Here is a 20,285-nt window from a genome sequence, read left to right as displayed (position 1 = left end):
CCGGACGATTCTTCGGCGCGACTACACGCGCACTCGATGAGGAGGACCAGATGAAGACAATGCGACGGGGCAGGATCCTCGTCCTGGGATCCATGCTCGCGATCGGCGGCCTCACGCTCGCCGGCTGCACGGGCGGACCCGGGGAATCGAACGGTGGTGGTGGCGGCGGCGACGACGACAACGTCGTCACGATCTACGGCACCATCAGCAACACCGAGGCCGACCTGCTCAACGAATCGTGGGCGGACTGGGAAGAAGAGAACGGCATCGACATCGAGTACGAAGCCTCTCAGGAATTCGAGGCCCAGATCGCGGTGCGCGCGCAGGGTGGCAACCCGCCCGATCTCGCCATCTTCCCGCAGCCAGGGCTCCTGGCAGACATGGCGGATCGTGGATATCTCATGCCCGCACCCGAGAGCGTTCAGGAGAACGTCGCGGAGTACTGGTCCGAGGACTGGGCCGCGTACGGCACCGTGGACGGCACCCTTTACGGAGCGCCCCTCATGGCCAGCGTGAAGGGCTGGGTCTGGTACTCGCCCTCGACCTTCGCCGAGAACGGCTGGGAGGTCCCGACCACGTGGCAGGGACTCCTGGACCTGACGGCTGAGATCCAGTCGACGACGGGCGCCCCGCCCTGGTGCGTCGGCTTCGGTTCGGACGCGGCGACCGGATGGCCGGGCACCGACTGGATCGAGGATGTCGTGCTCCGTCAGTCGGGCACCGAGGTCTACGACCAGTGGGTCACGAACGAGATCCCCTTCACCGACCCGCAGATCGTGTCGGCGTTCGACGAGGTCGGCAAGATCATCCTCAACCCGGAGTACGTCAACGCGGGCTACGGCGACGTTCAGTCGATCGGCACGACGCCCTTCGGTGACCCGGCTACGGCGCTCGTCGCGGGTGACTGCGTGCTGCACCACCAGGCTTCGTTCTACGACGGGTTCATTGTGGACGCCGGCGGGACGGTTGCCGAAGACGGCGACATCTGGGCGTTCCTGACTCCTCCCTTCGAGGAGGGTGCCGAGGGTTCGGTCGTGACCGGTGGTGGCGAGATCGTCGGCGCCTTCAGCGACCGCGAGGCCGTGCAGAAGGTTCAGGCGTACCTGTCCAGCCCCGAATGGGCCAACAGCCGCGTCGCACTCGGTGGCGTTATCTCGGCGAACAACGGGCTCGACCCGGAGAACGCGTCGAGCGAGATCCTGGTCGCTGCTATCGAGCTGCTGCAGGACCCCGAGACCACGTTCCGTTTCGACGCGTCTGACCTCATGCCGGGAGCCGTCGGCGTGGGAACGTTCTTCGCGGGAATGCGTGACTGGGTCGGCGGAACGCCGACGCAGACCGTGCTCGAACAAATCGAAGCCGGCTGGCCGTCCAGCTGACCGGAAGGAATCCGGGGCCGCCCCTATTCAGGGGCGGCCCCACCTCCGTACTCTGAGGGCAGGCTGAGCGTCCGCGCCCCGCCCCGAGTTCAACGAAGCACTCGAAAGGATTCCCGTGACCGCATTCCTGGAATGGTTGAGCACCCTCTCGCCATGGCTTGAGATCCCCATCATCATCGGCGCGTTTCTGGCCGTGATCGGGGTTCTGCTCTTCTTCATCGAAATAGCCCCGCGTAAGGGCCGCAAGTACACGATCATTCGCCTCGCTGCATGCGTCCTCATACCGCTCGTGGTGCTGTGGTTCCTGCAGTCCTACACATGGGCGATCATCGCCGCCGGCGTCGTCGGGCTGCTCTTCTTCTGGTTGGATCTACGGGCCAAGTCGGGAGCCGGCTACCTCTTCCAGCTCGTCGGGTTCCTCAGCCCGGCGCTCATCCTGCTCATCGTCGGACTCGTGATCCCCTCGATCCAGACGATCATCCAGGCGTTCATGAACTCGCGCGGCACGGCTTTCGTCGGTCTCGACAACTTCGCGTGGATCTTCTCGACCGACAACGGCATCCGCACCGTCCTCAACACGATCGTCTGGGTGCTGGTAGCCCCGATCGTCTCCACGGTCGCGGGGCTCGCCTACGCGTACTTCATCGACAAGACACGCGGTGAGAAGTACTACAAGATCCTCGTCTTCCTGCCGATGGCCATCTCGTTCGTGGGCGCGTCGATCATCTGGCGCTTCATGTACACCGCACGCCCCGACGATCAGAACCAGATCGGATTCCTCAACCAGATCATCGTCTGGTTCGGAGGGCAGCCGATCAACTTCCTCGCGGCCGAGCCATGGAACACCCTGTTCCTCATCGTCGTGCTGATCTGGGTTCAGACCGGTTTCGCGATGGTCGTGCTCTCCGCCGCCATCAAGGGTGTTCCGGCCGAGCAGCTCGAGGCCGCTCAGTTGGATGGAACCAACGGGTGGCAGAGCTTCATCAACGTCATCGTGCCCGCCATCCGACCCTCGCTGATCGTCGTCCTGACGACGATCTCGATCGCCTCGCTGAAGGTCTTCGACATCGTCCGCACGATGACGGCCGGGGCAAACGGCACGTCCGTCATCGCGAACGAGATGTACACGCAGTTCCGGAGCTTCGAGGCCGGCCGGTCGGCCGCGTTCGCCGTGGTTCTGTTCGTCCTGGTGATGCCGATCATCATCTATAACGCAAGACAGCTTTCCAAGCAGAGGGAGGTGCGCTGATGAGTGCGGTTATGCCGGTCGAGCTCCCGCTCGACGAAGATGCGAAGAAGGAACTGCGGCGGGGCGAGAAGAAGGCAGAGAAGCAGGCGCTCAGTCGCACGAAGAAGCGCCTGACCTCACGCTGGGCGACCGCGGCCGCGCTCGTCATCGCGATCCTCTGGACGATCCCGACCTTCGGGCTGTTCATCACGTCGTTCCGACCGCGGGAGCTCATCCAGACCACCGGTTGGTGGACGATCTTCGAGAACTGGGGCTTCACGCTCGACAACTACGGCACTGCTCTGCAGTCGGGCAACAGCCAGCTGAACATGGCGGGCGCGTTCGTGAACTCGTTCGCCATCACGCTCCCCGCCACCGTCATCCCGATCGTGATCGCCTCGCTCGCCGCGTACGCGTTCGCGTGGATGAACTTCAAGGGCAAGAACATCCTGTTCTTGTTCGTCTTCGCGCTGCAGATCGTGCCGATCCAGATGGCGCTGATTCCGATGCTCCAGCTGTTCTCGCAGGGGTCGATCTTCGGAGTTCCGGTGATCCAGGCGATCGGAGCATCGGGGTATTCGCAGGTCTGGATCGCGCACACGATCTTCGCCCTGCCGCTGGCGATCTACCTGCTGCACAACTTCACCGCGGAGATCCCGGGCGACGTCATTGAGGCGGCTCGCGTCGACGGCGCCGGTCATGGGCAGATCTACTTCCGGATCGTGCTGCCGCTGACGGTGCCCGCGCTGGCGTCGATCGGCATCTTCCAGTTCCTGTGGGTGTGGAACGACCTGCTGGTGTCGTTGATCTTCGCGGACGGCAATGTCGCGCCGATCACGAAGCTGCTGGCCGAGCTCACCGGTAACCGCGGTCAGGACTGGTACCTGCTCACGGCGGGTGCGTTCATCGCGATCATCGTGCCGCTGATCGTGTTCCTCGCGCTGCAGAGGTTCTTCGTGCGCGGCCTGTTGGCGGGGTCGACGAAGGGCTGACGTGCGGACGGGACGGGCGGCGCAACGGGGGGCCGCTCGTCCCGTCGTTTTACCGGGGCACCCCTCGATGCCGCCGATATGGTGAGTGCCATGGATGCCCCGGATGCGCCGACCACCGCTTCTGCCGTCGATAGCGCAGGGTCGACGACCGCAGGACTGACATCAGCGGGCCTGAGCGCCCCAGATGTCGCGGAGCGCGTCGCCTCCGGACGCACGAACGCGTTCGACGCCGACACGAGTCGGACGTGGTGGAGCATCATCCGCGCGAACGTGTTCACACTGTTCAACGCGATCGTCTTTGCCTGTTTCGCCGCACTGCTCGCGCTCGGGCGGTGGCAAGATGCGCTCTTCGGGCTCGCGGCGATCTTCAACGCTCTGATCGGTTGTTACCAAGAGATCCGTGCGAAGGTCGCGCTCGACCGTCTCGCGCTGCTGAACGCACCGCGCGCGCGGGTGCGACGGGACGGCGTGGAGGCCGAGATTGCCCCGGCCGATGTCGTGCAGGACGACATCCTGGTGCTGCGTGCGGGTGATCAGGTTCCCGCCGATGCCGAGGTGCTGAGCGAGCAGGGACTGCAGGTCGACGAATCGATGCTGACCGGTGAGTCGGACCCGATCGACAAGCACCCGGGTGGACAGCTTCTGAGCGCCTCGATCGTGGTCTCGGGGCGCGCCGATGCCCGCGCGACGCAGGTGGGCGCGGACTCGTACGCGAACAGGTTCGCGGGGGAGGCCAAGCGGTTCTCGCTCGTTCAGTCCGAGCTGCGGCGCGGCGTCAACAGGGTGCTCGCGTGGATTGCGTGGGGTATCGGGCCGATCGCGCTGCTCGTCACCAATGCCCAGGTGCAGGTTCAGGGCGGGTGGGAAGAGGCGTTCGCCGATGGCTCGTGGCGCCAGGCGGCGGTGGATTCGATCGCCGTCATCACCGCGATGATCCCGCTCGGGCTCGTGCTGCTGACAAGCATCGCGTTCGCGGTCGGGGCCGCACGGCTCACGGCGGAGAAGGTGCTCGTACAAGAACTCCCCGCGGTCGAGGGCCTCGCCCGCGTCGACATCATCTGCCTGGATAAGACCGGCACGCTGACCTACGGCGACATCGCCTTCGAGGCGGTGTACCCGTTCGATGATTGCGCGACGGGCTGGCGAGACGCGCTCGGCTGGTTCGGGCGGGCACCCGACGCGAACGCGACCGCCCGTAGCCTCGCCGCAGGTTTTCCCGAGGGTGCCGCCTTGGTCGCGGAGCACGAGATCCCGTTCTCGTCCCAGCGCAAGTGGAGTGCGGTTTCGTTCGCGGGAACGCATGCTCGAGGCACATGGGTGCTGGGTGCCCCAAGCCTGGTGTTCCCCGACGCAGCGACACGTGCGGTGCCGTGGAGCGGACCAAGCGCGGAGAACGACGAGGCATCCCTCGCCGATGCGACGAACGAACTCGCCTCGACCGGGTGCCGGACGATCCTGCTCGCCTACTGCCCCGTGCCGCTCGACGATGCGCAGGTGAAGACGGAGTGCTTACCGGCGCACCTCGAACCGATCGCTGCCCTCACCCTGCAGGAACACGTGCGCGAGGACGCGGCGCAGACCCTGCAGTACTTCGCCGAGCAGGCCGTGGACGTGAAGATCATCTCCGGCGACAGCCCGCAGACGGTCGCCGCGATCGCGCGCGACCTGGGGTTGGACGTGCCCCACGGGTTCGACGCCCGTGAGTTGCCGGAGGACAACGACGCGCTCGCGGATGTGCTGAGCGAGCACACGGTGTTCGGCCGGGTCTCTCCCGAGCAGAAGAAGGGCATCGTCGTGGCCCTGCAGTCCCGGGGTCATGTCGTGGCGATGACCGGCGACGGCGTGAACGATGCGCTCGCGATCAAACAGGCCGATATCGGCATCGCGATGAACTCGGGGTCCGCGGCGACGAAGGCCGTCGCGCGGCTCGTGCTGCTCGACGGGAAGTTCTCGCACCTGCCGACCGTGGTCGCCGAGGGGCGGCGCGTGATCGCGAACATGGAACGCGTCTCGATGGTGTTCCTGACGAAGACCGCCTATGCCACCACGATCGCCATTCTCTTCGGCATCATGATCATGGAGATCCCGTTCCTGCCCCGGCAGCTCTCGATCACCGACGGGCTCACCATCGGCATTCCGGCCTTCTTCCTGGCGTTGCTGCCGAACACGCAGCGCTACATTCCCGGCTTCCTCAGGCGTTCGCTGAGCTTCGCCATCCCCGCGGGGCTCGTCGTCGGCCTCGCGCTCACCGTGTTCTCACGCATCGCCGGACATCTGTGGAGTGTCCCCATCGAAGAGCTGCGTACGGGGTCGACCATCATCGTCGCCGTGCTGGGTATCTGGGTGCTGGCGCTGATCTCCCTGCCGCTCAGCTGGATCAAGGCCGCCATCCTCGTCGCGATGGTCGGCGGACTCGCCATCATCCTCAACGTGCCGATCGCGATCGAGTTCTTCCAGCTCGTCTGGCCGCGCGAGGATGCCGTGATGCTGATCGCCGGGCTCTGTGCCGTCGGCATCGTGCTGATCGGCATCATCCGTGCCGTGCAGCAGACCTACATCCGCCGACAGCTCACGAGCATCCCAGCCGCAGCGCCGCAGAGGCCATAGCGTCGAGCTCGAACTGCTGCACCTCTTTCATCGACTGCGCGACCTGAAGCACCCGCTGCTCGGATCCGAGGCGCAGGACCGCGTCGACCATGTCGATGGCACCCTCGTGATGCCGCGTCATGAGCGTCAGAAACTGACAGTCGGCGTCGACGCCCGTAGCGGCCTCGAACGCGTCGAGTTCTTCCTCGGTCGCCATGCCCATGTCGCGCCGCAGTTCCGCTTCGGTCGCCGGCGCGGCGGATGAACCGTGGTCCATGTTGCCCGGGCTCCCGGCCATCCAGGCCATCAGCGTCCCGCCGCGCTGCGGCAGTCCCCACGAGACGAGCCACGAGTACATCTCGCCCGCCTGGGCGGACTGCGCCGTGGCGATGTCGTACGCGAGGGCACGAAGGTCGTCGTCTTCCGTTTCGCGGTACAGCGTCATCGCTATGTCGACGGCCTGAGCGTGGTGCACCTGCATGTCGCGGGCGAATCCGGCCTCTGCCGAGTCGGTCGTCGGAGCGGATGACTCGGCCGCTACGCCGAAGGTCGAGAAGCGTCCGATGGCGAACGCGAGCGCGGCAACCGCGATGGCCGCCAGGGTGAAGAGCAGCCAGCGCGGGGGACCCGTCCGCTCCTCCGTCATCCGCTACTGCTTCCCGGGGCCGTCGATCGCGCCCGAGCAGGTTGCGTTCGACTCGGGGGCGTTCTGGCTGCGCCAGAACTCCTCGAAGAACTCGGGGATGCGCTCGTCGTCGGCCGAGTCGAGCTTCAGCTGGGTGTTCCAGGCGCTGAGGACGATCGGGCTGTCGAGGCCCTCGTGGGGCGAGAGGATGACGTAGCTCGAAGGCAGGAAGCTCTTGAGCGTGTCGAGCTCGTCGCCCTGAACCCGGGCCGCGTCATACGTGACCCAGATGGCGCCGTGCTCGAGGGAGTGCACCGCGTTCTCGTTCTGCTGGGGCTCGGTGTAGGTGCCGCAGTTCAACCAGACCTGGTTGTGCGGCCCTCCGGCCGGCGGGGACTGGGCATAGTCGACGACTCCCTCGACGTGGGTGGTCTCGTTCGTGAACGTTTCGACACCCTCGATCTCGGCCCCGCTGCCCCCCGCGTCATACGTCGGCGGCGGCTCGGGGGCGAAGACGAGGGATGCAACGACCACACCCGCGATCGTCAGGGTGGCAACCCCACCCACGATCCACCACATGAGTCCGCGGCGGCGGCGCTTGGCGACCTGCCGCTGGTATTCGGCGAGCTTCTCCTGCCGTCGCTGCTCGCGCTGCTGTTTGATCGTGAGGTCGGCCTGGGCCTTGTTCGCGGGGTTTCCGCTCGTGCTCTTGGGTGACATGCGGGGGCTCTCGGCTCGGGGTGTGTCGGGAGTCGCGCTCGCGCGCGGGTGTGCTGCAAGTGTATTCGCCCGCATCCGTGAGCGGGCTGGGCATCCGCGCTGCGGTTGTAGGATGGGGGTACCGAATCGATTCGATGCCGCGACGTCGTTCTTCGGTTTCCGCGACCGCTCCGTCTCTTCCGAGGTTTCTTCGTGCCCGATCACTCCGCCACCGGCGCCATCCGCACCCTCGGGCCGAACCCCGCGACAGCGCCGATCATGCTGCATCCCGGCGATCGCATTTCGACCGGTCGGCGCGTCGTCTACGTCATCCTATTGGGAGCGTTGACGGCCCTGGGCCCGTTCACGATCGACCTCTATCTCCCCGCCTTTCCGGTGCTCGAGGGCGACTTCGACACGACCGCCGCCGCGATTCAACTCACCCTGACCGGCACGATGATCGGCTTCGGAATCGGTCAACTCCTCGTGGGTCCGCTCAGCGACAAGGTAGGTCGACGGCTGCCCCTGATCGGTGTCACGGCGCTGCACGTGCTTGCGAGCGCGGCCGCCGCGATCGCCCCGACGCTCATGCTGCTCGGCGCCTCGCGTGTCGTGATGGGTGCCGGAGCCGCCGCGGGTGGGGTCGTCGCGATGGCGATCGTCCGCGATCTGTTCGGCGGACGTCGTCTGGTGGTCATGCTCTCGCGCCTCGCGCTTGTGAGCGGTGCGGCGCCCGTCATTGCGCCTCTGATCGGTTCAGCGCTCCTGCTGGTGATGTCGTGGCGCGGTCTCTTCGTCGTCCTCGCGATCTACGGCGCGGTCATGCTCGTCGCAGCGATCGCGCTGGTGCCCGAGACGCTCCCGCGCGCACGGCGGAGCGAACTCGGCTCGACGACGGTGGGGCAGCGCTACCGGAGCGTTCTCGCCGACCGCGTGTTCCTCGGCGTGCTGATCATCGGTGGCATGACCTTCAGCGGACTTTTCTCGTACCTTTCCGCGTCGTCCTTCCTCTTTCAGCAGTCTTTCGGCTTCGACGCGCAGCAGTACGGGCTCCTCTTCGCCGCCAACTCTCTGGGACTCGTGGCCGGGGTGCAGATCGCCTCGCGCCTCGCCGCCCGCTACGGGCCGCAGTGGGTGCTTGCCTGGTCTACGTCGGCGCTCGTCGTCGCCGGTGTCGCGATCATCGTCGCCGATCAGATCGGTTTGGGCCTCTGGGGCATCCTCGTTCCCCTCTTCGTCTTCATGACGGCGTGCGGCTTCACCTTCCCGTGCGTTCAGGTGCTTGCACTCGACCGGCATGGCAAGGCGGCCGGAACCGCAGCATCCATCCTCGGCGCGGTGAACTTCGGAGTGGCGGGATTCGTGTCGCCGCTCGTTGGCTGGATCTCTGGAGGCACGGGAATCACCGCGACGACGATGGCCGTCGTGATGGTCGGATGCTCGGTGATCGGCGTGCTCGGTCTGTGGCTGGTTGTGCGCCCGCGCTCGGTGCAAGCGCTCACTCCCTGACAGAATCGACGGATGCCGCCAACCGCCCCGTCGCCAAGCACACCGTCGCGACGCACCACGACAGCCCTGCTCATCACGGGTGTCGTGCTGCTCGCCCTGGCGGCTGGACTCGGCGCGTGGATCGCGGTCGGGCGAGGCAACGCCCCGTTCACGGTCGACGCCATGTGGGCGAATTGGCTGGCCGAGGGGCGCACCCCGTTTTTGCTCTGGGTCTCTTTTGCGATGAACTGGCTGGGCGGTGGGTGGTTCGGCATCCTGGTCGTCCCGCTCGTCGTTGCTGGCTTGTTCGCGCTCCGGAGGCGATGGTGGGCGGCCGCATACTTCCTTGCGGCGTCGGCGGCGTCGGCGCTCGTCGTGCAGGTCCTGAAACGCCTCTTCGGGCGTGCGCGTCCCGAAGAGATCATCGTGTTCTCGGACTTCGGATCGTTCCCTTCGGGGCATGTCGCGAACGCGGCGACGATTGCGGTGGCGCTTGCGGTGATCTTCCCGCGTCTGTGGGTCATCCTCGCGGGAGTTGCGTGGGTCTTCTTGATGGCTTTCACACGCACATACCTGGGCGCCCACTGGCTGAGCGACACGCTGGGTGGGGCACTGGCTGGCGCGGGAGCCGCGCTCGTGCTTGCCGTGGTGTTCGGCCGCCTGATTCCTCTCGTTCCCTATCGCCATAGGTATTCCGCCCCTCGCGGCGTACGATGAAGGAATGGCGAAGAAGCCCCCCGCATCAGATATCGACGAATCCCGCGTGCATGTCACCCGGCCCAAAAAGGTCGCGGTCGGCATTCCCGCCGTGCTGCACGCCCTCCAGATCTCGGTCGACCAAATGGGTGTCGCGCGCACAGCGCAGACTCTGCTGAAGGTCAACCAGAAGGACGGTTTCGACTGCCCCGGATGCGCGTGGCCGGAAGAGGATAAGCGGCACATCGCGGAGTTCTGCGAGAACGGCGCGAAGGCCGTCGCCGAAGAAGCGACGATCCGCCGCATCGGGCCGGAATTCTTCGCCCAGCACTCGATCGCCGAGTTGTATGGCCACGACGACTGGTGGCTCGGGCAGCAGGGGCGGTTGACGCATCCGATGATCCTCGACGAGGGGGCCACGCACTACCGGCCGATTTCGTGGGATGACGCACTACGGACGATCGCCGAGGATCTCGCAGGGCTCGACGACCCCGACCAGGCCGTCTTCTACACTTCGGGTCGAACCTCGAACGAGGCGGCATTCCTCTACCAGTTGCTCGTCCGCGGGCTCGGAACGAACAACCTCCCCGACTGCTCCAACATGTGCCACGAGTCCAGCGGGTCGGCGCTGACCCAGACCCTCGGCATCGGCAAGGGCACGGTCTCGATCACCGACATGCACGAGGCGGACCTGCTGATCGTGGCGGGGCAGAACCCGGGCACGAACCATCCGCGCATGTTGAGCGCGCTCGAAAAGGCGAAAGAGCGCGGCGCGAAGATCATCGCCGTGAACCCGCTGCCCGAGGCCGGTCTCATGCGCTTCGAGAATCCCCAGACGCCCAAGGGCATGGTTCTCGGGGGCACCAAGCTCGCCGACCAGTTCGTGCAGATTCGGCTGGGCGGCGATCAGGCGCTGTTCCAGGCGATCGCGAAGCACCTACTCGAGGCGGACGACGCGTCCGATGAGGCCGCGGGCGTGATCGACCGCGCCTTCATTGCGGCGCACACGAGCGGGTTCGCCGAGTTCGACGCTTTCATCCGGCAGGTGCCGTGGAGCGAACTCGTTGTCGCGACGGGTGTGTCGGAGGAGGAGCTTCGCGAGGTCGGCGAGAGCGTGCGCCAGTCTAATGCCACGATCGTCTGCTGGGCGATGGGCCTGACCCAGCACAAGCACTCGGTCGCGACGCTGCGGGATGTCGTCAACGTGCTGCTGCTGCAGGGCAACATCGGGCGCCCCGGAGCGGGTGTCTGCCCGGTGCGCGGACACTCGAACGTGCAGGGCGACCGCACGATGGGCATCTACGAGAAGCCGTCGACGGCGTTCCTCGATGCACTCGATGCCGAGTTCGGATTCAGCGCACCGCGCGAGCACGGCTACGACACGGTCGAGGCGATCCGGGCCATGCGCGACGGCAAGGTGCGCGTGTTCATGGGTATGGGCGGCAACTTCGTCAGCGCAACACCCGACACGGCCGTTACCGAGGCGGGGCTGCGCCGCACCGACCTGACGGTGCAGGTCTCTACCAAGCTCAACCGTTCGCATCTCGTGACGGGGCGCCGGGCGATCATTCTTCCGACGCTCGGACGCACCGACCGCGACATCCGCGGCGGCGTCGAGCAGCGCGTCACGGTCGAGGACTCGATGGGCGCCGTGCACGGCTCGCGCGGACGACTCGTTCCGCCGGCCGACGACTTGCTGAGCGAGGTCGCGATCCTGACACGCCTGTCGGGGCTGCTGTTCCCGCCGGATCCGTCCGCGCGTCCGTTCGGTCGGCCCGCTGTTCACAACGGGGATCACGACCGGGGTTACCCGGAGCGCTCCCCGCAGGAGGAGCGCGAACCGAAATCCGATCCGCCCGAGGCCGGAAGGCCCGCGAACTACCCCCGCGCGGACTGGGAGGCGCTGGAGCGCGACTACTCGCAGATCCGCCTGCACATCGAGCACGTCATCCCCGGCTTCGAAGAGTACGACCGTCGCATCGCCAAGGGCCGCACGTTCTATCTGCCGAACGGCCCGCGCGACGAGCTGTCGTTTGCGACCGAGACCGGCAAGGCAATGTTCACGGTCAACGACCTCGAGTACCCGGTCATCCCCGAGGGGCGGCTGCTGCTGCAGACCCTCCGCTCGCACGACCAGTACAACACCACGATCTACGGCAAGGACGACCGGTATCGCGGCATCCACGGCGGACGCCGCGTCGTGATGGTCAACGCGGAAGACATCGCGCAGCTCGGCTTCGCCGAGGACGAGATCGTCGACCTGGTGTCGGAGTGGCGTCGCGCGGACGGAACCATCGAAGAGCGCCGGGCGGAAGAGTTCCGGATTGTCGCGTACAGCACCCCGCGTGCCAATGCCGCGGCGTACTATCCAGAGACGAACGTTCTGGTGCCCCTGGATTCGACGGCGGATGTCTCGGGCACACCGACATCCAAATCCGTCATCATCCGCCTTGAGCATAGGGACGTTGCGTGAGCGAACTCGCTGCCCCCACAGGGCGCGAAGAAGCATTGCAGGCGCAGCCGCGCCCCGACGGTGAGGCGCCCCGCGCGCTCGTCATCGGTTCGACGGGATACATCGGTGCGCGTCTCGTCCCGCGGCTGATCTCGGCGGGCTACCGCGTGCGGGTGCTCGCCCGACAGGCCTCGCGCGTCGCCGCGTACGAGTGGGGCGCGGACGTCGAGGTCGTGGTCGGGGACGCGGCCGATCCCGCGGCAGTCGTCGAAGCGGTTCGGGACGTCGACGTGCTCTACTACCTGGTGCACTCGATGGCCGCGGGCAAGGACTTCGCCGATGTCGACCTGGCTGCCGCTCGCGCTGTTGCCGAGGCATCCGCCGACGCTGGCGTTCGACGCATCGTTTATCTCGGCGGTCTCCACCCGGATGGTGTGGAGCTTTCGCGCCACCTTCGCTCGCGTGTCGAGGTTGGTGAGGCTCTGCTCGACAGCGGCGTGCCGACACTCGTGCTTCAGGCGGGGGTCGTCATCGGCTCGGGCTCGGCGTCGTTCGAGATGGTGCGTCACCTGACCGAGGTGCTGCCGTACATGCCGGCCCCGAAATGGGTGCGGAACCACATCCAGCCCATCGCCGTGCGGGATGTCCTGCACTATCTACTGGGCGCCGCTCGGGTCGACCCCGAGGTGTCACGCCCCGTCGACATCGGCGGACCCGACGTGCTGCGGTACGGGCAGATGATGAACGGGTACGCCGTCGAAGCCGGCCTACCGCAGCGTCCCATCGCCCCGCTGCCCGTGCTCACGCCCCGTCTGGCCTCGCACTGGGTCGGAGTCGTCACGCCCATCCCCGCGGCTCTGGCGCGGCCCCTCGTGGAGTCGCTGCAGAACGACTGCGTCATGGCCAACCGCGATGTCGACGACCTGATTCCGCAGCCCGAAGGTGGGCTCACCCCGTATCGCCGGTCGGTTGCGCTGGCACTCGGTCGCGTCCGCGAGGGCGTCATCGAGACGAGCTGGCAGGACGCGGCCGTGCACAATGCGCCGAGTGACCCGCTACCCGCCGACCCGGACTGGTCGGGCCGTACCGTATTCACCGACGCCCGGGTCGTGAAGACGTCGGCTTCGGCAGAGTCGCTCTGGCGGGTCATCGAGGGAATCGGTGGCAGCCGCGGATGGTACTCGTGGCCGCTCGCGTGGGCCGTGCGCGGTTGGATGGACCGCTTCGTGGGGGGAGTGGGGCTTCGCCGCGGACGCCGCAACCCCGACCGCCTCGCCGTCGGTGATGCTCTGGATTTCTGGCGCGTAGAGGACCTCGAGCGCGGCGGTGCGGACGAGCCATCCGTTCTGCGCCTGCGTGCCGAGATGAAGGTGCCGGGCCTTGCGTGGCTGGAGATGAAGGCCGTGCCGGAGGCATCCGGTTCACGCTACGAGCAGCGCGCCGTGTTCTTCCCCCGCGGGCTTTCGGGCCGGTTGTATTGGTTCGCGGTGCTGCCGTTTCACGGGTTCATCTTCGCGGGGATGGCTGCGCGGATCGTCGCGGCCGCCGAGCAGTCGACGCGCGGCACCGCGGCCAACGAGCGGGCCGCCCAGCGGGGGCGAATAGGCTGAAAGCGTGACCGTTACTTCGCACCGTGCCGTCGTGATCACGGTCTCGGATCGTTCGGCTGCGGGACTGCGCGAAGATCGCAGTGGTCCCTTGGCGGTCGCCGGGCTGCGCGACGGAGGCTTCGACTGCGGCGACCCCGTGGTCGTGCCGGATGGCGCTGACAGCGTCGAGGCCGCGTTGCGGGCGGCGTTCGCCGAGGGCGCTCGGCTGATCGTCACCACCGGCGGCACGGGTGTCAGCCCCCGCGATGTGACACCGGAGGGAACCGCTCGCGTCCTCACCCGCGAGATTCCGGGGATTGCGGAGGAACTTCGTCGGATCGGCGCGTCCGAGAAGCCGGGTGGCATGCTCTCGCGCGGGCTCGCGGGTGTGGTGGATGCGCCCGGCGGCGGGGCGCTCGTGGTGAACCTGCCCGGCTCGACCGCGGCTGTGGGCTCAGGGATCCCGATCATCCTGTCGGTCGCTCGCCATGTCATCGACCAGCTCGCAGGAGGGGACCACACATGACGGACACGACTCGGCATGCCGTTCGCCTCGCCCGGATCAGCACCGAGGCCCTCGATCTCGACGTGCATCTGCGAGCGGTCGACGACGCGTCGGCCGGCGCGGTCACGACATTCGTCGGTCGCGTTCGCGATCACGATCCGGATGCCTCGGGTGCCGTCGTCGCGCTGGAGTACACGGCGCATCCCGACGCCGAGACGACCCTGCATCGGATCGCGTCCGAGGCGATCGGTTCGTCCGAGGCAATCGTCGCCGTGAGTCACCGCATCGGGAGGCTCGGTGTGGGCGATGCCGCCGTGGTGATCGCCGTCGCGTCACCTCACCGCGCGGAGGCCTACGAGGTCAGTCGCACGGTGATCGAGACCATCAAGTCCGAGCTGCCGGTCTGGAAGCGTCAGGTCGAGACCGACGGCACCACGGCGTGGAAGGGCCTCGGCGGCTGAGCGGCTGATCGGGCGGGGGCTGGTAACTCGCCCAGCTCAGTGCCCCAAGCTCAGTGCCCCGCGGGCAGGGTCCAGCGGGTCACTTCGACAGGCTCAGTGACCGTGTGGCTCAGTGACCGGGGTGTCTCAGAACGGTGGTGGATCCGTATTCGGCGTGAAGAGGACCAGCGCGGGTGGGGGTTTGTCGATGTAGATGTGACCACCGGGTGAGGTCCATTCCAGGATTCCGCCGCCGAGTTGTCGGACGGTCCACGCGGTTTCGCCCTTCAACGTGTGGTGTCGTTTGCAGAGACACGCGAGGTTGCAGACGTCGGTGTCGCCGCCCAACGCATAGTCGAGACTGTGGTCTCGGTCGCACCGGTGGGCGGGTTGTCGGCATCCGGGGAATCGGCAGTGTTGATCGCGGGTGCGGAGGAACCGTTTCATGTCGGCGGACGGCGTATACCGGTCGACGGCGAGCACACACCCGGTGATGGGGTCGGCGAGGACCCGGTCCCACCCGGTCGCGTGTCCCGCGAGTTGCCGGGCCGTGGCGGGGTCGATCGGGCACCGTCCGACCAGTTCGGCGGGCTCGTCCGTGACGCCGGCCAACGCGAGGGCGGGGATGGTGACGTTCACGATCGCTTGGATCGACCCGAGTCCACCGAACCCGTCCGACATTCCCGCGCCGGTCTGGGCGTCGGGTGTGGTGGTGAGGAGCATGTCCGCGACGAGGTCGGCACGGATCTGATCGATCGTGCGGGCATCAGACGGGTCGGCGTTCTTGATCGCCTTGGCCTGCTGCGTGATGCGGTCGTGCATCCCGTGGGCGAGTACCGCGGGTTGGATGGTGCTGAACTCTGCCATCCCATCCCCGATGTCCCGCACACCGACACCCCGCGAAGCACGGGCTTCCTGGTGGCGTTCCGTCAGCGTTCGGGGCTGCAGCGTCTCTGCCAGTCGGGCGAGCGCGGACCCGAGCCGTCCGGGTGTCGTCCCCTCAGCCCGCTCCACAGCTTCGTGCTCGAACACGGCACGCGCGTCCGCGTCGGTGAGCGGCATCCCGTGCTCCATGATCACCGCGACATGCCGCGCGCTGACCCGGCCCTCATCCCACGCGTCAAACGTTGCGGGGAACGCTTCGGCTAACACGGCGGCGTCGTTCATCCGGCCCTGCACGGTGCGATCGGACATGCACGCCGCGACCGCCAACTCCGCCGCGAGCGAACGCACGGGCAGTTCCGCCTCACGCGAGGACGTCGACCCCAACTCGGCGACGCGACGCATCCCGAGATCGGCCGCATCCGCCAGCACCCGCGCCTGCGCAGCTTGCGCACGAGCGACCGCCCGCGACGCGTCCGCGAACCGGATCGCGAGGTCACGCGCTTCGGTATCGACGTCGCAGATGTCAGCGACGCGACTGTTATTCGAATGCATGTTCTAAACTCTACGGATCACCACCGACACCCGAACCCCGAAAAGCCCCCACATCACGCCAGAATCCGAACCGAAAAGATGAGAGTTCTCACATCTCCAGATTCTGGCCAAACAGCGCGCTCAGCCCCCGGCGAAGGGGGGCAGAACGTCGACGAGCACGTCGCTCGCGAGCGCGGCGTCGTCGCCCGCGCGGGACCCGCCGACCAGCACGGCGCAGCGCGGCAGGATGCGCCCCAGCTCCGGGTAATCGTTCGTGAGCGCGGCACGGAGGTCACCGAGCGTCTGCTCGGAACGCACCTCTTCCTCGCGGCCGGAGGCCTCTTCGGCGGCGGCGAAATAGCGGACGCGCGCCATCAGCGCTTCTCCGCCCATTTCTCCGCGAGCTCCGTGATCGCGCGGACGGCCTCGCGCACGGACTCGGGTGAACCACCGGCGCGGCCGGCGACGAGCCCGGCGACGAACGCGCTGACGGGGGCGGCGGGACGAGCCACACCGTTCGCCACATCACGCGCCAGATCGAGGATGAGCGAAACGTGGACATCGTCGTTCGCCAGCTCGAAGCGCTCGCCGAGCGCGTTGGCCCACTCATCCAGCGCCTCGGGAGGAAGGGTGCGGTCCGACGCTTTAGACGGGGACTGTGATCCAGACGGGGACTGTGATTCAGACGGGGTCTTCGATTCAGGCACAGTGGCATCCTCTCTGGGCGTGTCCGAAAGACCACGGGCCCACTGAAGATCCTCCCACGTGTCCACATCGCGGGTTGCGGTCAGGGATGCCTCGACCGACATGAGACGCAGTCCACCCACGAGGGTACGGACGGGGGCGTCGCGTCCGCTGTCGGGGACGGATGCGGCGGCCTCCCGCAGTGCGGCGGTCCGGTACAGGGCCGTCAGCCATTGCGACCGACCCGACGCATCCGTCAGATGCGCTCCGTCCTGACCCGGTGCGTCGAGCGGGAGCAGGGCAAGGGCGGGCTCGATTCCGGGCAGGTCGCAGGCGAGCACGAGGGTCCATTCCGCTTGGACGCGAGGGAGGGCGGCGATGATTGCGGCGACCGGGCCGCCGAACGGCGGGTCTTCGCGGACCCACTCCAGCAGGGGATCATCGAGCATCCGCTCCGCCACGACGATGATCCGTTTTGCACCCGCGGAACGTGCCGCCGCGACGGTTCGGGTGAGGAGAGCCGTGCCGCCGACCTCGAGGAGCGGCTTCTGTGCACCGCCCAAGCGGGACGCGCGACCGCCCGCCAGGACGATCGCGTCGAAGCCGGTACCCGTCACGCCTCGCCGGGGCGCTTCCACGATCCGGAGCGACCGCCCTCCTTGGCGGTGATCCGGACGTTCTCGATCGAGCTCGACTTGTCGAGTCCCTTGACCATGTCGACGATCGCGAGGGCGGCGACCGAAACGGCCGTGAGGGCCTCCATCTCGACGCCCGTGCGGTCGGCGGTTCGGACGGTCGCCTCGATGGCGACGCCCCCGTCTTCGATGGCGAGGTCGACGGATGCCCCGTGCACGCCGATGATGTGCGCGAGAGGGAGGAGCTCCGCGCAACGTTTGGCGCCTTGGATGCCGGCAATGCGTGCGACGGCCAGTACGTCGCCCTTCGGCACGCGGCCGTCTCGGAGTGACGCGACGACCTCGGGTGCGCAGCGCACGAACCCGCGGGCCGTCGCCGAGCGAACCGTCGGCGCCTTGTCGGTGACGTCGACCATGCGGGCATGGCCGGACTCGTCCAGGTGGGTGAAGCTCATGACACCAGCATGACATCGACCAAGTCGCCCGGCTCGACCCGCGAGAGCTCGGCCGCCACTATCGCGTAGGCCTCTGCCCGGGCCAAACCGCCCGCCAGGTGCGAGCCCGAGCCGCCAGCCGTCGCCGGGCGCACACTCCAACGCGCGGGGTCGGTGCGATCGATCGCCGCGGGGAGGTACTGTCGTCGGCCGGGTGGGGTCGACCAGCCCTCGGATGCGGGCAGTCGCAGGAGTGGGCGGTGCAGGTCCGTGCGTCCCTGCATGGCGAGGAGTGCGGGTCGTACGAAGGTTTCGAACGACACCGCCGAGCTGACGGGGTTGCCGGGCAACCCGAAGAAAAGGGCGCCCCCGGGCAGCACCCCGAAGCCCTGCGGCTTGCCGGGCTGCATCGCGACCTTCACGAACGAGATCGCGGCATCCGATCCCAGCGCGTTCTTGACGACCTCGTAGGCGCCGGCGCTCACGCCACCCGACGTGATCACGACATCCGCCTCGACGACGGATGTCAGGACAGCGCGGAAGTCGTCTTCGTCATCCCCGACGCTTCCGACATGGATGACCTCGGCTCCGGCCTCTCGCGCAAGCCCGGACAGCAGCACCGAATTGGACTCGGGGATCTGACCTCGACGGAGGGTCGCGCCGGGCTCGGCGAGCTCGGTACCCGTCGAGAGGACGACGACCCGAGGTGCGCGAAAAACCGACACACGCGGCACGCCCGCCGCCGCCGCGGCCGCGAGCTGCAGGGCTCCCAGCGGAACGCCCGCCGGGATGATCTCGTCCCCGGTGTGGGCGTCGCCCCCGCGGCGTCGCACGTGGGTGCCGTCCGCGCGCGGTGCCACGAGCACGACCGCTCGGTCGAGGGAATCGTCGAGGCCGCCGACCGTGTCCTCGAACGGCACGACCGTGTCGGCGGCCGTGGGCAAGGGTGATCCCGTCATGATGCGGGCCGCTTCGCCGGGACCGATCAGGGGATCCAGATCCGTGCCGGCGGGTAGATCGGCGACGACACGGAGCGCGACGGGCGCCTCGGTCGAAGCCGACCGCACGTCCGCGAAACGCACGGCGAAGCCGTCCATCGCGGAGTTGTCGAAAACGGGAATGTCTACCCGCGCGAGCACGGGGCCCGCGAGTGTGCGCCCGGATGCTGTGGCCAGAGGAAGGTCGGCGGTGTCGGTCGGGCGGACGTCGGCGAGGATCTCGGCGAGGTGCTCTTCGACCGTGCGAAGGCTCATGCGCCGGCCGTCGCGAGGTGCATCGTGGCCCAGGCATCCATCCCGCCCGTCATGACGATCGCGTCGACGCCAACGGAAGCGAGCGCCCGTGCAGCGCGGGTTGCCCGGACGCCCGCCTGGCAGATCACCACAACGGGCCCGCCGATCGACTCGGCGAACGCGGTCGGGTCGGCCAGCACGGCACCCAGCGGGAGGTGGTGGGAGCCCGGAACGGTGCCGCTCGCGAGTTCGTGCTGCTCGCGCACGTCGATCATCGTCGGAGCCGTGCCGGCCGCGAGGGCGGCCGCGAGGTCGTCCGCCGAGATCTCGGGGACCGAGGAAGGCACCACCGGGGAGGCGGGTGCCGGAGGGGCGGATGCCTCGGCGCCGGCGGGTCGCAGCGGGACCTCACGCTGCCGGGCGCGCAGGCTGTCGATCACGAGCACCCGGCCGAGCAGGGGTTCGCCGATGCCCGCGATGAGCTTGATCGCCTCGATCGCCATCAGGCCACCGACCTGCAGGCAGAGAGCCCCCAGCACACCGACGTCGGCACAGGTCGGCACGAAGCCGACGCTGCCGGAGGGGTAGAGGTCGCCGAGCCGAATGGGCTCCGTGCCCGCGGGGGGTGCACTCCAGAACACCGTGACCTGGGCGGCGAACTCTTGCACCGTGCCCCATACGAGCGGCACACCGAGCGCCTCGCACGCGGCTGCGACGGCCTCGCGCGTGTCGAAGGTGTCGCTGCCGTCGATCACGAGGTCGGCTCCGGCCAGGAGTTCCAGCGCGTTCGTGCCGTTGATGCGGGTCTTGCGACCGTGCACCTCCGTTGCGGGTGACAGACCCGCGATGCGCTGGGCAGCGCTGTCGACCTTGGGCTGGCCGACGTCGGCGAGCGAGTGGATCACCTGGCGCTGCAGATTGGATGCCTCGACCGCGTCGTCATCGATGACCGTGAGTGTGCCGACGCCGGCTGCCGCGAGCGCGAGCAGGACGGGCGACCCGAGGCCGCCGGCACCGACGACGGCGACGTGCGCCGCGCGCAGGCGACGCTGCCCGAGCTCGCCGAACCCGGCGAGGCTGGCGTGCCGAACTGTGCGCGCTCGTTCGCTCTCGCTCAGGGCGGCGACGGGCTCGACGAGGGGTGGGAAGGGCATGAGCCCAGGGTAATCCGGTGACGGGTGACCGGGGTGGGAGCGCATGACGAC

18 protein-coding genes are annotated in these 20,285 nt (G+C 67.8%); 10 read left to right on the top strand and 8 right to left on the bottom strand.

Annotation, left to right across the window (positions count from 1 at the left end; all coding sequences use genetic code 11):
* The first annotated feature begins 50 nt into the window (after positions 1–50).
* The 4 genes from ACXZ1E_RS05795 (at position 51) to ACXZ1E_RS05780 (ending at position 6,206) form a co-directional block, all read left to right on the top strand.
* Positions 51–1,379: an ABC transporter substrate-binding protein gene (locus tag ACXZ1E_RS05795; protein WP_458042453.1), complete on the top strand. Its 1,329-nt coding sequence runs from the start codon at positions 51–53 to the stop codon at positions 1,377–1,379.
* 115 nt (positions 1,380–1,494) lie between these two features.
* Complete coding sequence (locus tag ACXZ1E_RS05790) at positions 1,495–2,628, top strand: carbohydrate ABC transporter permease (RefSeq protein WP_458042452.1); 1,134 nt, start codon at positions 1,495–1,497, stop codon at positions 2,626–2,628.
* A gap of 11 nt (positions 2,629–2,639) precedes the next feature.
* On the top strand, positions 2,640–3,599 hold the full coding sequence (locus ACXZ1E_RS05785) for a carbohydrate ABC transporter permease (RefSeq protein ID WP_458352065.1): 960 nt from the start codon (positions 2,640–2,642) through the stop codon (positions 3,597–3,599).
* Between the two features lie 90 nt (positions 3,600–3,689).
* A complete protein-coding gene (locus ACXZ1E_RS05780; protein WP_458042450.1) occupies positions 3,690–6,206 on the top strand; it encodes an HAD-IC family P-type ATPase in 2,517 nt (838 codons plus the stop codon).
* On the opposite strand, the gene ACXZ1E_RS05775 is transcribed toward ACXZ1E_RS05780, so the two are convergent.
* Positions 6,169–6,831, bottom strand: a complete 663-nt coding sequence (locus ACXZ1E_RS05775) for a DUF305 domain-containing protein (protein ID WP_458042449.1) — start codon at positions 6,829–6,831, stop codon at positions 6,169–6,171. The two genes, ACXZ1E_RS05780 and ACXZ1E_RS05775, sit on opposite strands and share 38 nt — an antisense overlap.
* A gap of 3 nt (positions 6,832–6,834) precedes the next feature.
* Positions 6,835–7,530 (bottom strand): DUF3105 domain-containing protein, encoded by a 696-nt coding sequence (locus ACXZ1E_RS05770; protein ID WP_458042448.1) that lies wholly within the window; start codon positions 7,528–7,530, stop codon positions 6,835–6,837.
* Between the two features lie 192 nt (positions 7,531–7,722).
* Between ACXZ1E_RS05770 and ACXZ1E_RS05765 the strand changes: the two genes are divergently transcribed.
* Genes ACXZ1E_RS05765 through ACXZ1E_RS05740 form a run of 6 tightly spaced genes read left to right on the top strand, consistent with a single transcriptional unit; the run spans position 7,723 to position 14,700 of the window.
* Positions 7,723–9,018, top strand: a complete 1,296-nt coding sequence (locus ACXZ1E_RS05765) for a multidrug effflux MFS transporter (RefSeq protein WP_458352064.1) — start codon at positions 7,723–7,725, stop codon at positions 9,016–9,018.
* Positions 9,019–9,030: 12 nt separating this feature from the next.
* Complete coding sequence (locus ACXZ1E_RS05760) at positions 9,031–9,714, top strand: phosphatase PAP2 family protein (protein WP_458042447.1); 684 nt, start codon at positions 9,031–9,033, stop codon at positions 9,712–9,714.
* A gap of 4 nt (positions 9,715–9,718) precedes the next feature.
* Positions 9,719–12,166, top strand: a complete 2,448-nt coding sequence (locus ACXZ1E_RS05755; protein ID WP_458042446.1) for an FdhF/YdeP family oxidoreductase — start codon at positions 9,719–9,721, stop codon at positions 12,164–12,166.
* Positions 12,163–13,755: an SDR family oxidoreductase gene (locus ACXZ1E_RS05750; protein WP_458042445.1), complete on the top strand. Its 1,593-nt coding sequence runs from the start codon at positions 12,163–12,165 to the stop codon at positions 13,753–13,755. The genes ACXZ1E_RS05755 and ACXZ1E_RS05750 overlap by 4 nt, the downstream gene beginning before the upstream one ends.
* A 4-nt stretch (positions 13,756–13,759) precedes the next feature.
* Positions 13,760–14,260: a MogA/MoaB family molybdenum cofactor biosynthesis protein gene (locus ACXZ1E_RS05745; RefSeq protein WP_458042444.1), complete on the top strand. Its 501-nt coding sequence runs from the start codon at positions 13,760–13,762 to the stop codon at positions 14,258–14,260.
* Entirely contained in the window at positions 14,257–14,700 is a 444-nt protein-coding gene (locus tag ACXZ1E_RS05740; RefSeq protein ID WP_458042443.1) for a molybdenum cofactor biosynthesis protein MoaE, read from the top strand. The genes ACXZ1E_RS05745 and ACXZ1E_RS05740 overlap by 4 nt, the downstream gene beginning before the upstream one ends.
* A gap of 126 nt (positions 14,701–14,826) precedes the next feature.
* Here ACXZ1E_RS05740 and ACXZ1E_RS05735 read toward each other — a convergent pair whose 3' ends face one another.
* The 6 genes from ACXZ1E_RS05735 to ACXZ1E_RS05710 form a co-directional block, all read right to left on the bottom strand.
* On the bottom strand, positions 14,827–16,116 hold the full coding sequence (locus tag ACXZ1E_RS05735; protein WP_458042442.1) for a DUF222 domain-containing protein: 1,290 nt from the start codon (positions 16,114–16,116) through the stop codon (positions 14,827–14,829).
* A 120-nt stretch (positions 16,117–16,236) separates the two neighbouring features.
* Positions 16,237–16,470 carry a MoaD/ThiS family protein gene (locus ACXZ1E_RS05730; RefSeq protein ID WP_458042441.1) on the bottom strand — a complete coding sequence of 78 codons (234 nt, stop codon included), beginning with the start codon at positions 16,468–16,470 and terminating at the stop codon, positions 16,237–16,239.
* Positions 16,470–17,417 carry an NTP transferase domain-containing protein gene (locus ACXZ1E_RS05725; protein WP_458042440.1) on the bottom strand — a complete coding sequence of 316 codons (948 nt, stop codon included), beginning with the start codon at positions 17,415–17,417 and terminating at the stop codon, positions 16,470–16,472. Before ACXZ1E_RS05725 ends, ACXZ1E_RS05730 begins: the two co-directional genes overlap by 1 nt.
* Positions 17,393–17,869 carry a cyclic pyranopterin monophosphate synthase MoaC gene (gene moaC, locus ACXZ1E_RS05720; protein WP_458042439.1) on the bottom strand — a complete coding sequence of 159 codons (477 nt, stop codon included), beginning with the start codon at positions 17,867–17,869 and terminating at the stop codon, positions 17,393–17,395. The genes ACXZ1E_RS05725 and moaC overlap by 25 nt, the downstream gene beginning before the upstream one ends.
* Positions 17,866–19,101 carry a molybdopterin molybdotransferase MoeA gene (locus tag ACXZ1E_RS05715; protein WP_458042438.1) on the bottom strand — a complete coding sequence of 412 codons (1,236 nt, stop codon included), beginning with the start codon at positions 19,099–19,101 and terminating at the stop codon, positions 17,866–17,868. Before ACXZ1E_RS05715 ends, moaC begins: the two co-directional genes overlap by 4 nt.
* On the bottom strand, positions 19,098–20,234 hold the full coding sequence (locus ACXZ1E_RS05710) for a ThiF family adenylyltransferase (RefSeq protein ID WP_458042437.1): 1,137 nt from the start codon (positions 20,232–20,234) through the stop codon (positions 19,098–19,100). Before ACXZ1E_RS05710 ends, ACXZ1E_RS05715 begins: the two co-directional genes overlap by 4 nt.
* Between the last annotated feature and the right edge of the window lie 51 nt (positions 20,235–20,285).

This window comes from Pacificispira sp. HM-600 (assembly GCF_977993705.1).
Note: the sequence above shows the minus strand (reverse complement) of the source record. Positions and strands in the feature narration are given on the sequence as shown.

Coding starts and splice junctions, on each gene's coding strand:
- ACXZ1E_RS05730 (WP_458042441.1), bottom strand. CDS start 16,470: ATGGCGCGCGTCCGCTATTTCGCCGCCGCCGAAGAGGCCTCCGGCCGC.
- ACXZ1E_RS05755 (WP_458042446.1), top strand. CDS start 9,719: ATGGCGAAGAAGCCCCCCGCATCAGATATCGACGAATCCCGCGTGCAT.
- ACXZ1E_RS05770 (WP_458042448.1), bottom strand. CDS start 7,530: ATGTCACCCAAGAGCACGAGCGGAAACCCCGCGAACAAGGCCCAGGCC.
- ACXZ1E_RS05785 (WP_458352065.1), top strand. CDS start 2,640: ATGCCGGTCGAGCTCCCGCTCGACGAAGATGCGAAGAAGGAACTGCGG.
- ACXZ1E_RS05740 (WP_458042443.1), top strand. CDS start 14,257: ATGACGGACACGACTCGGCATGCCGTTCGCCTCGCCCGGATCAGCACC.
- ACXZ1E_RS05775 (WP_458042449.1), bottom strand. CDS start 6,831: ATGACGGAGGAGCGGACGGGTCCCCCGCGCTGGCTGCTCTTCACCCTG.
- ACXZ1E_RS05715 (WP_458042438.1), bottom strand. CDS start 19,101: ATGAGCCTTCGCACGGTCGAAGAGCACCTCGCCGAGATCCTCGCCGAC.
- moaC (WP_458042439.1), bottom strand. CDS start 17,869: ATGAGCTTCACCCACCTGGACGAGTCCGGCCATGCCCGCATGGTCGAC.
- ACXZ1E_RS05795 (WP_458042453.1), top strand. CDS start 51: ATGAAGACAATGCGACGGGGCAGGATCCTCGTCCTGGGATCCATGCTC.
- ACXZ1E_RS05735 (WP_458042442.1), bottom strand. CDS start 16,116: ATGCATTCGAATAACAGTCGCGTCGCTGACATCTGCGACGTCGATACC.
- ACXZ1E_RS05710 (WP_458042437.1), bottom strand. CDS start 20,234: ATGCCCTTCCCACCCCTCGTCGAGCCCGTCGCCGCCCTGAGCGAGAGC.
- ACXZ1E_RS05760 (WP_458042447.1), top strand. CDS start 9,031: ATGCCGCCAACCGCCCCGTCGCCAAGCACACCGTCGCGACGCACCACG.
- ACXZ1E_RS05780 (WP_458042450.1), top strand. CDS start 3,690: ATGGATGCCCCGGATGCGCCGACCACCGCTTCTGCCGTCGATAGCGCA.